The organism is Rhodospirillaceae bacterium (genome assembly GCA_002746255.1).
Taxonomy (GTDB): Bacteria; Pseudomonadota; Alphaproteobacteria.
The window spans coordinates 183,731-195,738 of sequence record NVWO01000002.1; the positions used below are offsets into that span (position 1 = coordinate 183,731).

At 58.9% G+C, this 12,008-nt stretch carries 15 protein-coding genes; 8 read left to right on the forward strand and 7 right to left on the reverse strand.

Translation table 11 applies throughout. From position 1 onward, the window contains the following. Positions 1–42: 42 nt before the first annotated feature. Both COA65_02795 and COA65_02800 read left to right on the forward strand, forming a co-directional pair. On the forward strand, positions 43–2,244 hold the full coding sequence (locus COA65_02795; protein PCJ61156.1) for a hypothetical protein: 2,202 nt from the start codon (positions 43–45) through the stop codon (positions 2,242–2,244). Positions 2,245–2,356: 112 nt separating this feature from the next. Further along, the gene (locus COA65_02800) at positions 2,357–2,839 is read left to right on the forward strand and encodes a peroxiredoxin (protein ID PCJ61190.1); all 483 of its coding nucleotides are present in this window, start codon (positions 2,357–2,359) and stop codon (positions 2,837–2,839) included. Between the two features lie 39 nt (positions 2,840–2,878). Here COA65_02800 and COA65_02805 read toward each other — a convergent pair whose 3' ends face one another. Beyond that, positions 2,879–3,322, reverse strand: coding sequence for a ribonuclease HI (locus COA65_02805; GenBank protein ID PCJ61157.1), 444 nt, complete (start codon positions 3,320–3,322; stop codon positions 2,879–2,881). A 9-nt stretch (positions 3,323–3,331) separates the two neighbouring features. Further along, positions 3,332–4,294, reverse strand: a complete 963-nt coding sequence (locus tag COA65_02810) for a homoserine kinase (protein PCJ61158.1) — start codon at positions 4,292–4,294, stop codon at positions 3,332–3,334. Between the two features lie 232 nt (positions 4,295–4,526). Between COA65_02810 and COA65_02815 the strand changes: the two genes are divergently transcribed. Genes COA65_02815 through COA65_02840 form a run of 6 tightly spaced genes read left to right on the forward strand, consistent with a single transcriptional unit; the run spans position 4,527 to position 9,760 of the window. Then, the gene (locus COA65_02815) at positions 4,527–4,787 is read left to right on the forward strand and encodes a glutamate synthase (GenBank protein ID PCJ61159.1); all 261 of its coding nucleotides are present in this window, start codon (positions 4,527–4,529) and stop codon (positions 4,785–4,787) included. 4 nt (positions 4,788–4,791) lie between these two features. Then, complete coding sequence (locus COA65_02820) at positions 4,792–5,361, forward strand: hypothetical protein (protein ID PCJ61160.1); 570 nt, start codon at positions 4,792–4,794, stop codon at positions 5,359–5,361. Then, a complete protein-coding gene (gcvT, locus tag COA65_02825) occupies positions 5,351–6,514 on the forward strand; it encodes a glycine cleavage system protein T (GenBank protein ID PCJ61161.1) in 1,164 nt (387 codons plus the stop codon). Before COA65_02820 ends, gcvT begins: the two co-directional genes overlap by 11 nt. Before the next feature lie 20 nt (positions 6,515–6,534). Further along, complete coding sequence (gene gcvH, locus COA65_02830) at positions 6,535–6,912, forward strand: glycine cleavage system protein H (GenBank protein PCJ61162.1); 378 nt, start codon at positions 6,535–6,537, stop codon at positions 6,910–6,912. After that, positions 6,912–8,252, forward strand: a complete 1,341-nt coding sequence (locus tag COA65_02835) for an aminomethyl-transferring glycine dehydrogenase (protein PCJ61163.1) — start codon at positions 6,912–6,914, stop codon at positions 8,250–8,252. Before gcvH ends, COA65_02835 begins: the two co-directional genes overlap by 1 nt. Continuing rightward, positions 8,249–9,760 (forward strand): glycine dehydrogenase (aminomethyl-transferring), encoded by a 1,512-nt coding sequence (locus COA65_02840; GenBank protein ID PCJ61164.1) that lies wholly within the window; start codon positions 8,249–8,251, stop codon positions 9,758–9,760. Before COA65_02835 ends, COA65_02840 begins: the two co-directional genes overlap by 4 nt. 15 nt (positions 9,761–9,775) lie before the next feature. Here COA65_02840 and COA65_02845 read toward each other — a convergent pair whose 3' ends face one another. The 5 genes from COA65_02845 to COA65_02865 form a co-directional block, all read right to left on the reverse strand. Further along, positions 9,776–10,258 (reverse strand): F0F1 ATP synthase subunit B, encoded by a 483-nt coding sequence (locus COA65_02845; GenBank protein PCJ61165.1) that lies wholly within the window; start codon positions 10,256–10,258, stop codon positions 9,776–9,778. Next, positions 10,258–10,749 carry a F0F1 ATP synthase subunit B' gene (locus COA65_02850; protein ID PCJ61166.1) on the reverse strand — a complete coding sequence of 164 codons (492 nt, stop codon included), beginning with the start codon at positions 10,747–10,749 and terminating at the stop codon, positions 10,258–10,260. Before COA65_02850 ends, COA65_02845 begins: the two co-directional genes overlap by 1 nt. A gap of 24 nt (positions 10,750–10,773) precedes the next feature. Further along, positions 10,774–10,998: an ATP F0F1 synthase subunit C gene (locus COA65_02855; protein PCJ61167.1), complete on the reverse strand. Its 225-nt coding sequence runs from the start codon at positions 10,996–10,998 to the stop codon at positions 10,774–10,776. 54 nt (positions 10,999–11,052) lie between these two features. Continuing rightward, entirely contained in the window at positions 11,053–11,790 is a 738-nt protein-coding gene (locus COA65_02860) for a F0F1 ATP synthase subunit A (GenBank protein PCJ61168.1), read from the reverse strand. Positions 11,791–11,821: 31 nt separating this feature from the next. Then, positions 11,822–12,008, reverse strand: a 187-nt coding sequence (locus COA65_02865) for a hypothetical protein (GenBank protein ID PCJ61169.1), incomplete at its 5' end; no start/stop codon positions are given.

The following is a 12,008-nucleotide window of genomic DNA, read 5'->3' on the forward strand; positions in this document are numbered from 1 at the left end:
TCCGGGCGATCAGGCTATTTTAAGGCCTTATACTGGGGTGCAATGGTTTCAAAATTCCTCTGGATTTGGATGATGCGGTGCGGTGTTGCCGTGATCGTGCTTGCCTGCGCCGCCTTGGCGGTGGCGGGGGCATGGCAGACAAGTTCTGCCGCCAGTTCTTTCTGGACGCATGAGGGTCTGGATTCGAACGCCCACCCGGCGCGGCTGCGCCTGCTTGTCGGCGGCGTTGCGGCGGGTGATCCAGCGAGCCTTCTTCTTGGCCTCGAGTTTGAGATACTGGCGGGCTGGAAAATCTATTGGCGCACGCCCGGGGATGCCGGTTATCCGCCTGAGATCGATTGGGCGGGTTCGGAAAATATCGACGCGCCTGCGATCCGCTGGCCAGTCCCGGAACGTTTCCACGTACTTGGGCTGGAAACCCTCGGCTATCATGATGGCGTTGTCTTGCCGATTGCGGCGCGCCTGAAGGACGCAACAAAGCCCACGCGCCTCCGCGCCAAGATTTCCTATCTCGTCTGCGACGAAATCTGCATACCGGGCGATGCGGTGCTTTCCCTCGATCTTGGTGCGGCGGATCTTGGTGCGGCGGATCTTGATGCGGCGGATCTTGGCGAAGCCGCCACCGCCCGCGCGCAGATCATCCAGGCGCTCACGCGTGTTCCGGGAGACGGCGTATCCGCCGGTCTGGCCATCGAACGGGCGGAATATTCAGCGGACGACAGCCTGCTTGCCGTAACCGTTCGCTCGGTAGCGCCTTTGCGTACGCCGGACCTTTATGTCGAGGGTCCGGAAAATTATTTTTTTGCAGCGCCCAGCGTGCATTTTTGGGAAGGCAAGCGCCGGGCGATTTTTCGCCTGGCCGTTGAAGGGCCGGACGGGGCATCGCCAAAGCAAAATGCGATGCTTGGCATGGACCTACGCCTCACCCTTGTGGATGGCCTGGGGGGTGCGAATTTGCGCGCGGCTGAGGTGCAGATTACCGTCGCGCCGGCAAACGCCGCCGCCTTTGCCGATCTGACATTTGTCGCCGCCATTCTTCTGGCCATTCTCGGCGGCCTGATTTTAAATTTGATGCCCTGCGTGCTGCCGGTGCTTTCCCTGAAGCTGCTTGCGATTGCGGGGCATGGCGGTGCGCCGAGGGCGGTTGTGCGCAAAAGTTTCCTGGCGACGTCCGCCGGGATTCTTTTTGCGTTTCTTATTTTGGCGACGCTTATCTTTCTTTTGCGCAGTGCCGGTCAGGCCGTCGGCTGGGGCTTTCAGTTCCAATCGCCTTTCTTCGTTCTTTTTATGGTCGTCCTGCTGGTTCTTTTTGCTGCAAATCTCCTTGGTTTTTTTGTGGTGCGTATGCCGGTGACCGTGCAGACCTATCTTGCCGCCCGGGGTCATGGCGAAGGAAGTGTTGCGCATTTTCTGACGGGCATGTTTGCGACCGTTTTGGCGACGCCCTGTTCGGCGCCCTTTCTCGGCACCTCAATCGGCTTTGCGCTTTCCCGTGGGGCGGTGGAAATTTACGCCATTTTTGTGGCGCTCGGCCTTGGCCTGGCGATTCCTTACCTTCTCATCGTGCTGTTTCCCGGTCTTGCGACCCGGCTTCCCAGGCCGGGCCCATGGATGGGGGGGTTGCGCCGGGTGCTTGGGGTGGCCCTTCTTGCGACGGCGGTCTGGCTGCTGACGGTGTTTGCCGGCGAGGTTGGCACATGGGCAAGCCTCATTGTCGGGGCCTTGATGGCGGGCCTGTTGCTTGCGGTCGGGCTTCGCGAACGCTTTTCACGCGCCCGGCCAATGCTTACGGTTCTGGCCGCTCTTTTCCTTGGATTTCCGTTTCTGTTGACGGCCTATGGGCCAACGTTTTTTCCTAGCCCGGACCGCGTTCATCTTGAATCTTCGGATGGGCCTTGGCAGACTTTTGACCTTGCTGCGATTCCGGGCCTCGTTTCGCAAGGCAAACTTGTCTTTGTCGATGTGACGGCGGATTGGTGCATCACCTGTCAGGCGAACAAGGTGCTGATCCTCAACCGTGGCGAGGCGGCAAGGCGGCTTCGTGGCCGCGATGTCGTCGCCATGCGTGCCGACTGGACGCGCCCGAATGAAAAAATCGCCGCCTATCTTGCGCAATTCGGTCGCTTTGGGATTCCGTTTAACGTCGTCTATGGGCCGTCTGCGCCTGCCGGCATTCCCTTGCCGGAATTGTTGACCCAGAACGCCGTTCGCGAAGCGATGGCGCGTGCGAAGGGCGCGGAATAAGGGGGGCTGCGAAAGCCCGCAAAGAAATTGGGGATGAAACCGGCGCGCCTTTCCCTTTAAGCTAGGCGGCTGAAATGGGCACCGTATGCAGGGCCAAGGAGAGGATAGCGAGATGACGATCAAAACAGGCGACCGGGTTCCATCGGTCACGATACAACAGCTAACGAAAGATGGGCCGCAGCAGGTTTCCACCGATGCCTTCTTCAAGGGGAAGCGCGTCGTTGTTGTCGGCGTACCCGGTGCTTTTACGCCGGTTTGTTCGGCCAAGCATCTACCAAGCTTTGTTCAGAATGCCGAAGCGATGCTGGCGAAGGGCGTAGACGTGGTCGCCTGTCTTTCCGTGAACGATGCGTTCGTTATGGCGGAATGGGCGAAGTCGCAGAACACCGGCGACAAGGTTGTCATGCTTGCTGATGGCAATGCCAACTTTACGAAGGCGGCTGGGTTTCATCTGGATGCAAGTGGCTTCGGCATGGGCCTGCGTTCGCGGCGTTTTGCGATGCTGGTCGAGGACGGCGTTGTCAAAAATTTGCAGCTTGAAGAAGGCGGCGCGTTGGAGGTGAGCACGGCCGAGAACATGCTGGCCGCTCTTTAGGCCGCTTTCGTCCAGCGGTTTATCCGGCTTTACCCAACTTTACCTGGCCCCTTCGGGGATTCCCTTGCGGGCAAGGGCGTCGGCGCGTTCGTTTTCGGGATGCCCGGCATGGCCCTTGACCCAATGCCAGGAAACCTCGTGAGGGGTCAGCGCCGCTTCCAGACGTTGCCATAGATCCTGGTTCTTGACCGGTTTGCGGCTTGCGGTTTTCCAGCCGCGCGCCTTCCAGCCGGGCAGCCAGGTGGTGATGCCGTTTTTTAGATAGGTGCTGTCCGTATAAAGCCGCGCCGACACCGGTCGTGTCAGGCTTTCAAGGGCACGGATTGCCGCCATCATCTCCATCCGGTTGTTCGTCGTGTCCCGCTCGCCGCCACATATTTCGCGCGTCTTTCCGCGAAAGGTAAGGATGGCGCCCCAGCCGCCGGGGCCGGGGTTGCCGCTGCATGCGCCATCGGTAAAAATTTCGGTAATTGTTTCGGTCATGTTGTTTTTCTAGGTGATCCCGTAGGCGCTAGCATCGGTTATGTTTTTGTGGAAGCGAAGCCGGCGTAGGAATTCAAGAGGGTCCTTTGGTTTGACAAGCGCGCCTTGCGGCGGGTTCAGCCAGTCATAGAGCCGGGTCAGCAGAAACCGCATGGCCGCGCCGCGGGCAAGGACGGGCAGGGCCTGAATTTCGCTCGCTTTCAGTGGCCGGATGGTCCGGTAGGCGGCAATCATCTGGCCTGCCTTTGTAATGTTGAAGCTGCCGTCGGTTTCGAAACACCAGGCGTTCAGACAGATCGCAAGGTCGTAGGCGAAGAAATCGTTGCACGCAAAATAAAAGTCGATGAGGCCGGAAAGGTCGTCTTCAAGAAAAAAGACATTGTCCGGAAAAAGGTCAGCATGAATGATGCCTTTCGGCAAATCCACCGGCCAGGCTTCGTGGAGCTTGTCGAGTTCCTCACGAATTTCTGCGGCCAGTCCCGGCCGCACGCTGTCAGCATTTTTTTCGCAGGTCTTGAACAGCGTCTCCCATCCCCTGGGCCCAAAATCATTTTCCCTCGACATGGAAAAATCTTCGCCCGCAAGATGCAGCTCGGCCATGGCGCGCCCTAAAAGATGGCAATGCTTCGGCAGGATACGGCGCGGCCACATGCCTTGCAGAAAGACGACAATCGCAGCGGGTTTGCCGCAAAGGTTGTGCAAGGCCTGGCCGTCACGCCCGTGAATGGGGGTGGGGCAGGCCACGCCGCTTGCGGCGAGATGTTCCATAAGTTCCAGAAAAAACGGCAGATCCTCTCTGGCGACGCGTTTTTCGTAAAGGGTCAGAATATAGGCAGCGGATTCCATCTGCAGAAGGTAGTTCGAATTTTCGACGCCTTCGGCGATGCCCTTGAAGGCGATCAGCTTCCCAAGATCATATTCGGTGACGAACGCACCAAGGTCTTCGTCGGATATTTCCGTGTAGACAGCCATAAACGTAAAGAATCTCCATCGGAAAAACGGTTGTGGTGCATTTCGGCCTAGCGTTTCCGTATTAGGAAGCGCCGCTCGTACAGCTCCATGGCGGCGGGGCCGACCTCGCCCGTTCTTCATGTTCGGAGCCTACTTTAACCATTCTTCCGGCCCTTGAGCAACGACGGCCAGTCCTCTAAAATCGCAGCCACAACCATTGCCGGCAAAGGCAAAGATCAGGCTAGGAAACGTTATGGCATACCCCGTCCGGGCGAAGGAAGGCACCTATTGCACCGATCTTGAGGGCGGTCGCACCTATTTCTGGTGCGCGTGCGGGCTTAGCCGCAAACAACCCTTTTGCGATGGATCGCATGCCGAGGCTGATATGGAGCCTTTGATGTTCACGCCCGAAGAGACGGAGGAGGCAGCGGAACTTTGCGGCTGCAAATTGACCGAAGCCCCCCCTTATTGCGATGGTGGCCAGTCTTGGTGCCGCGACCGTGGGCAACGCTAGCCAGATGGGAAAACTTGCTGTGAATGCGATCCGATCTCGCCAGGGCGGGTTTCTTGTCGCCGTTCTCTTTTTCATTGTCGGTTGTTCGAGCGTTGAGCGCACCGTGACGGACTTTTCGGAACGTGTCGCACCCACCTGTCCAGATATTTTGATCTTAACCGACGCCACAAGGCTGACCCGCTTTTCCAAAGGCTCTTTTGGCGACTTGGCAGACATTCAGTTCGAGGGCGAACTGCGAAGCTTCGATGCCACATGTTCGTGGCAGGAAGGCGCGGTCGTCGTCGAACTTGGGTTGGAATTCGTCATCGCCCGCGGCCCGGCCTATTCGAAAGAAACCGCCGGGCTTCCTTATTTTATCGGGGTAACGGATCTTGATCGAAATGTGCTCTTGAGAGAGACCTTTACGGCAAAACCCAAGCTTCCATCGGGGCAAAAGGCCATTGCCTGGACAGAAAAAATAAAACAGCGCATTCCCCTGGACCCGGGAACGGACGGCGGCGACTATGCCGTTTACATCGGCCTGAAACTTAGCCACGCCGAGCTGGATTACAATCGCCAGTGGTATGGCCGATGAGGCGCGACGGTGGTTTGAATGTGCCTCGCCGGAGGCGGCTGTGACGGCACCGGCGGGTACGCCGCTTCCCACACCGCTTTACGACCTGCACCGCCAGCTTGGCGGCAAGATGGTTGCCTTTTCGGGCTACGCATTGCCCATTCAATATGGCACCGGCATTCTTGCCGAACATCGCCATACGCGCATGGCGGCGTCCCTCTTTGACGTTTCCCATCTTGGCCAGGTGCTTGTCCATGGCGACGACCCGGCGAGCGCCCTTGAAGGCCTTGTGCCGGGCGATCTTCTGGCCCTTCCTCAGGGGCGGATGCGCTACACGCTGTTGACGAATGCGGATGCCGGCATTCGCGACGATCTCATGGTGATCCACGGCCACGATGGCTGGTCGCTGGTCATCAATGCGGGTCCAAAGGCGGCGGACCTTGCCTATCTCAGGGAACATCTTGGCGAAGACCGGATCGAATTCCTTGAGGATCGGGCGATGCTTGCCCTTCAAGGGCCGGCAGCGGCGGGGGTGTTGTCCCGTTTTGCCGGGGGCTGCGCGCAAATGCCTTACCTTTCGGCGGCAAATTTCAAAATTGCGGGGGTGGATGCTTTCGTCACGCGCTCGGGCTATACGGGTGAGGACGGCTTTGAGATTTTGCTTCCCGCCGGGGAGGCGGCCCTTGTGGCTGCGGCGCTGCTGGATGCGCCGGACGTCGCGCCCGCCGGTCTTGGCGCACGCGACAGCCTGCGGCTTGAGGCGGGCCTGTGCCTTTACGGTCACGATCTGGACGCGACGACAACGGTGGTCGAAGCGGGCCTGACCTGGACCATTTCGAAGCGCCGCCGCGCCGAAGGAGGCTATCCGGGGGCCGAAATCGTCCGCTGCGAATTGGCCGAGGGTGCCCGGCGTCGGCGGGTCGGTCTGGTGCCCGATGGGCGCGCCCCGGTCCGCGAAGGGGCCGAGGTGCTGGGCGAAGATGGCCGCCAGATTGGGTGCGTAACCAGCGGCGGCTTTGGCCCGACCGTGGAAGGGCCGGTCGCAATGGGCTATGTTGAAACGGCCTTCGCGGCCATCGATACAAAGGTCCAGATTTTGCTTCGGGGGCGGCCGCTGGCGGCAAAAATTGTGAAGCTGCCTTTCGTCACGACACATTATTATAAGGGCACATGAAAGCACGGGAACCTTAAGGAATGAGCGGCTTGCGATATACAAAAGAACATGAATGGCTCCGCGTGGAGGGTGATGTCGCGACCATTGGCATTACGGATTATGCTCAGGAAAAACTTGGCGACATCGTCTTCATCGACCTGCCGGCACCGGGCAATGCTCTCGTTAAGGGCGGCGAGGCGGCGGTCATCGAATCCGTAAAGGCGGCCAGTGAAATCTATGCGCCCGTGGGTGGCGAGGTTGTCGAGGTGAACCGCGCGCTTGAGGCCGACCCGGCAATCGTCAACGCCGATCCACTTGGCAAGGGGTGGTTTTTAAAACTCCGCCTCGCCGATTCCAGCGAATGCGACGCGCTGATGGAGGAAGCGGCCTATCAGGATTACGTGAAGGAACTTGCCTGATGCGTTACCTGCCGCTGACGGACGAAGACCGTCAGAAAATGCTGGCAATGATCGGGGTTGCTTCGGTTGATGACCTTTTTATCGACGTGCCAAAAGCGGCCAGGCTGACCCGGCCCCTTGACCTTCCCGATCATACGGGCGAGATGGAAGTCGGTCGCGCGATTTCGGCGCTTGCGGCGCAGAACATGGATGCCGGTGCCGTCCCAAGTTTTCTGGGGGCTGGCCTGTATCGTCATTTTGTGCCTGCCACCGTCGATTATCTGATTCAGCGGGGCGAATTTCTTACCGCGTACACGCCCTATCAGCCGGAAATTTCCCAAGGCACGCTGCAGACCCTTTTTGAGTTCCAGACCCAGGTGGCGCTGCTCACCGGGATGGCGGTTGCCAACGCGTCCATGTATGACGGGGCGAGCGCCACGGCCGAGGCGGTCCTGATGGCGCGGCGGATCACGCGTCGGTCGCGCGCTGTTCTTTCCGGTGGCCTGCATCCCCACTACCGGGACGTGGTACGGACCCTGGCCATTGGCGTCGACATTGCGAATTTGCCACCGAAAATGGAAGGCGGGGAGGCTATCTGCGCATTCCTTGATGCCGATACGGCCTGCGTGGTTGTCCAGAACCCGGATTTCTTTGGCAACATCCGTGACCTGAAAGAAATTTCTGCGGCCTGCAAAGCCGCCGGGGCGCTGTTGATCGTCGTCGTGACGGAAGCCCTTTCCCTTGGTGCCATTCAAAGCCCAGGCGAGATGGGCGCCGACATCGTTGCTGCGGAAGGCCAGTCCTTCGGCAATGGGCTGAATTTCGGCGGTCCGACGGTTGGTTTGCTTGCCACCCAGGACCGGTTTGTCCGCCAAATGCCGGGAAGGCTTTGCGGTCAGACGGTGGATGTCGATGGCAGGCGCGGCTGGGTGCTGACCCTGTCAACGCGTGAACAGCATATAAGGCGGGAAAAGGCGACCAGCAACATTTGCACGAATTCCGGCCTTTGCGCCCTGGCCTTTGCCATCCATGTTGCCCTGCTTGGCGAGGAAGGCCTGCGCCGTCTGGCGGCCATCAATCACGAAAAGGCCGTGGCCCTGGCCTCGAAGCTGGCCGATCTTCCCGGGGTTGAACTCGTCACATCGGCCTTCTTCAACGAGTTTACCATCCGCCTGCCTTCGTCTGCGGTGGCGATCGTTGACGATCTGGTGGCAAAGCGGGTTCTTGCCGGTGTGCCGCTTTCGCGTCTTTATCCCGACGCGCCGGAATTTGCGAACGCCCTTCTTGTCGCGGTGACGGAAATGGCTGAAGAAAGCGACATGGACGCCCTTGTCGAAGGGTTGCGCGGGGTGCTTGCATGAGCCCCAGAATAGTGGCCGATCATCGTGGCCTTGATTTCGAGGAACCGCTTCTTTTCGAGCAGGGCGCACCGGGACGCACCGGGGTGGATCTGCCCCAGAAAAAAGGCGGGGAAAATCGCCTGGGCGGCCTTGAAAGGCAGGGCGAGATTGGCCTGCCCGGCCTGTCCGAACCTCAAGTGGTGCGTCACTTCACCCGGCTTAGCCAGAAGAATTTCGGCATCGACAGCGGCTTTTATCCGCTTGGTTCGTGCACAATGAAACACAATCCGCGGCTGAACGAAAAGATGGCGCGTCTGCCGGGCTTTGCCAATCTGCATCCCCTGCAGCCGACCGTCACCGTTCAGGGTGCGCTGGCATTGATGCACGCGGTCGCAGACTGGCTAAAGGTGCTGACGGGTCTGCCGGCGGTGGCCATGTCGCCGGCGGCAGGTGCGCAGGGCGAGCTTTGCGGCATGATGGCGATCCGCGCCGCGCTGGCGGAACGCGGCGATGTGCGCCGGCGTGTGCTGGTTCCGGAATCCGCCCATGGGACGAACCCGGCGACGGCGGCGGCCCTTGGCTATCAGGTGGACTCGGTGCCGGGCGATGCGCGTGGACGTATCGACATCGACGCGTTTCGGGAAAAGCTTGGCGACGACGTTGCAGCGGTCATGCTGACGAACCCGAACACGTGTGGCTTGTTCGAAGATGCCATCCTTGAGGTGGCCGACGCCATTCACGGCATTGGTGGGTTTCTTTACGCGGATGGTGCAAATTTCAACGCCATCGTCGGTCGCGTGCGGCCCGTCGATCTTGGCATTGATTGCATGCATATCAATTTGCACAAGACGTTCTCCACGCCCCATGGTGGCGGTGGCCCGGGCAGTGGCCCGGTTGTTCTTTCAAAGGAACTTGCCCCTTACGCGCCCTATCCTTTTGTTGTCCATGGCGATCAGGGCTTTGCCCTGGTTGAGGGGCAGGACCAATTGCCAGAGGGGGCAAAACCCTTCGGCCGCCTGAAAGGCTTCCACGGTCAGATGGGCATGTTTGTTCGTGCGCTGACCTACATGATGAGCCATGGCGGTGATGGCCTTTGCCAGGTGGCCGAGGATTCGGTTCTAAGCGCAAACTATCTTCTGGCTTCTCTGAAGACGGATCTGTCGGCCCCCTTTGATGGTCCGTGCATGCATGAGGCGCTTTTCGACGATCGTGCGTTCCGTTCCCATGGGATCACGACGCTTGATTTCGCAAAAGCCCTGATTGACGAAGGCTTTCATCCGATGACGATTTATTTTCCCCTCGTTGTTCATGGGGCGCTGTTGATGGAGCCGACGGAAAGCGAGAGTATCGACGGTCTCGACCACTTTATCGGCACGATCAAGAAGCTGTTGGAAAAGCTGAAATCCGGGGACGTTGTCCATTTTCAGGAAGCGCCAAGATTAACGCCGCGCCGCCGCCTGGATGAAACCCAGGCCGCCCGCAACCCGGTGCTTCGTTGGCGCCCGCCGGGGGAAGACCAAAAGGCGTAAGCCGTCCGTGTCGTTTTAGTGGAGTTTTGCCGGCAAATCGGCGACCGCTCGTTCGATCAGCGCGTTCGCCTTCGCGTCGTCGATGTTTTCGGAAAGAACTTTTGCAGCGCTGGCGATGGCAAGCTCGACGGCGCGGGCGCGGATTTCGCGTACCGCTTCCAATTCCGCCTGACGGATGCTTTCCTCTGCCATGTGCTGGCGTCGTTCAAGGGCCGCGTCTAGATCTTTTAGCCCCTTTTCCTGAAGGCGAACGGCTTCTTCCTTCGCATGGGCCATCATTTTCTGCGCCTTCTCTGCCACATCGCGCTGATCCCTCTGGAAGCTTGCGAGTGTGGTTTGCGCCTGCTCGCGCAGCTTTTCGGCTTCTTTGATCTCGTTGCGGATCGTGACGATGCGTTTGTCCAGGAGGCCAAGAATGTTTTCCCGCGCCGGTTTAAAAAGAACGGCGACGAAAATGATAAAGGCCAGAACTTCCCAGAACAGGAGCGATTCAAACATTAGACTTCTTCCTTGATGGCGGCTTCGACGGCGATGGCCACCTGATTTTCCGGCAATTTGGTGCCGATTAGCCGGGCGGCAATGGCGGCGGCGACTTCGGTGGCTACGCTTTTGGTTTCGGCCCGGGCTTTTTCCCGCAATTGCGTGATACGGCTTTCCGCCGCCTTCGTCTTTTCGCCAAGCTCGGCATCGAAGGCGGCGGCTTTTTTCGTGGTGACCTCGGCAAAGGCCTCGGTGGCTTTGCGCAAGACCTCCTGGGCTTCGTTACGCGCCTGGGTCAGGGTTTCCTCATAGGCTCTTGCGGTCGCTTCCGCCTCTTCCTTTAAGGCGGCCGCGCGTTCCAGATTCGCGTCAATTCGATTGCGGCGTTCCTCAAGCACACGTTCAACCGTCGGCAAGGCGAATTTCGCCATGGCGAAGTAAAGCGCGCAGAACGTAAGGATGAGCCACACGATCTGTGGCGCGTAATCCGGAATGACCATCTGTGGCATGGGAGGTCTCCTTCGGCGTCGTTTCTAGCCGAACAGAATGAGGAATGCCATGACGAGGGCGTACAGGGCGACGGCCTCGACCAGGGCAAAGCCCAGCAGGACGTTCCCGAACATCTTTGGTGCGGCTGCCGGATTCCGGAAGCCACCGGCGACATATTCGCCAAAGATCGTGCCGATGCCTACGCCGGCACCTGCAACGCCGATTGTCGCCAGGCCTGCGCCGATTAGTTTTGCCGCTTCAACATCCATGGTTCATTTCCTTCTTCTTTGGGTTGTTGTTTCTGTTTGATCGAATGATTGGGTTTAGTGATGGAGATGGATCGAGTCGCCGATGTAGATGCAGGTCAGCACTGCAAACACATAGGCTTGCAAAAAAGCCACCAGCGTTTCGAGGCCATAAAGCAGAATAATGAAAATAAAGGGCGCAACCCCAAACACGCCAAGCGCAACAACAAAGCCGGCAAATACGGCCAGCATGGTATGGCCGGCCAGCATGTTGGCTGCGAGACGCACGGAAAGGCTGACGGGGCGTGAAAGGTACGAAACCAGTTCAATTGGAACCAGCAACGGCGCCAGGAAAATCGGCACGCCAGGCGGCAGGAAAAATGTAAAAAATCTGAAGCCGTGACGGACGAAACCAAGAATCGTTGCGCCGATAAAGATGCAGGCCGCCAATACGAAGGTGACGATGATGTGGCTGGTGACCGTAAAGCTGTGCGGAATCAGCCCAAGCATGTTGCTGAACAGGATGAACATGAAGAGCGTAAAAATGAGTGGAAAGTAACGCTTGCCTTCCGACCCGATGTTGTCGCGCACGGTTTTGGCGACAAATTCATAGCTGAGTTCCGCCAAAAGCTGCCAGCGGCCCGGCACCATGGCGTGTCGGCGCATGCTTAACGTCATGAACAGCGTCACGGAAACAATGGCAACGAGCATCATTGCCGAGGCGTTCGTGAACGAAACGTCGACGCCGCCAATCTGCAAATCGGCAAAACGCGTGATCGCGAACTGATCTAGGGGGCTATGTTCTTCGGCTGCCACTTGGTTTCCTCATCCTCATTCCGGGGTGGACCTAGTCGTTCTTGCCTTCGGTGTTTTCCTGGTCTTCTTCCGCCTGGGCGTTCAGGCGTAGCCCGGTTTTGTACACATTTAACATACCTCCGGCACCGCCAAGCAGAAGGCATACCAGCAAAAGCCATGGCCCTGTATCCAGCCAGCGGTCCAAAAGCCATCCCATGGCCGCACCGACGAAAAGCGAC

Excerpts from the sequence above, each read along its gene's own strand:
- COA65_02795 (PCJ61156.1), top strand. The coding sequence starts at position 43 with ATGGTTTCAAAATTCCTCTGGATTTGGATGATGCGGTGCGGTGTTGCC.
- COA65_02800 (PCJ61190.1), top strand. The coding sequence starts at position 2,357 with ATGACGATCAAAACAGGCGACCGGGTTCCATCGGTCACGATACAACAG.
- COA65_02805 (PCJ61157.1), bottom strand. The coding sequence starts at position 3,322 with ATGACCGAAACAATTACCGAAATTTTTACCGATGGCGCATGCAGCGGC.
- COA65_02810 (PCJ61158.1), bottom strand. The coding sequence starts at position 4,294 with ATGGCTGTCTACACGGAAATATCCGACGAAGACCTTGGTGCGTTCGTC.
- COA65_02815 (PCJ61159.1), top strand. The coding sequence starts at position 4,527 with ATGGCATACCCCGTCCGGGCGAAGGAAGGCACCTATTGCACCGATCTT.
- COA65_02820 (PCJ61160.1), top strand. The coding sequence starts at position 4,792 with ATGGGAAAACTTGCTGTGAATGCGATCCGATCTCGCCAGGGCGGGTTT.
- gcvT (PCJ61161.1), top strand. The coding sequence starts at position 5,351 with ATGGCCGATGAGGCGCGACGGTGGTTTGAATGTGCCTCGCCGGAGGCG.
- gcvH (PCJ61162.1), top strand. The coding sequence starts at position 6,535 with ATGAGCGGCTTGCGATATACAAAAGAACATGAATGGCTCCGCGTGGAG.
- COA65_02835 (PCJ61163.1), top strand. The coding sequence starts at position 6,912 with ATGCGTTACCTGCCGCTGACGGACGAAGACCGTCAGAAAATGCTGGCA.
- COA65_02840 (PCJ61164.1), top strand. The coding sequence starts at position 8,249 with ATGAGCCCCAGAATAGTGGCCGATCATCGTGGCCTTGATTTCGAGGAA.
- COA65_02845 (PCJ61165.1), bottom strand. The coding sequence starts at position 10,258 with ATGTTTGAATCGCTCCTGTTCTGGGAAGTTCTGGCCTTTATCATTTTC.
- COA65_02850 (PCJ61166.1), bottom strand. The coding sequence starts at position 10,749 with ATGCCACAGATGGTCATTCCGGATTACGCGCCACAGATCGTGTGGCTC.
- COA65_02855 (PCJ61167.1), bottom strand. The coding sequence starts at position 10,998 with ATGGATGTTGAAGCGGCAAAACTAATCGGCGCAGGCCTGGCGACAATC.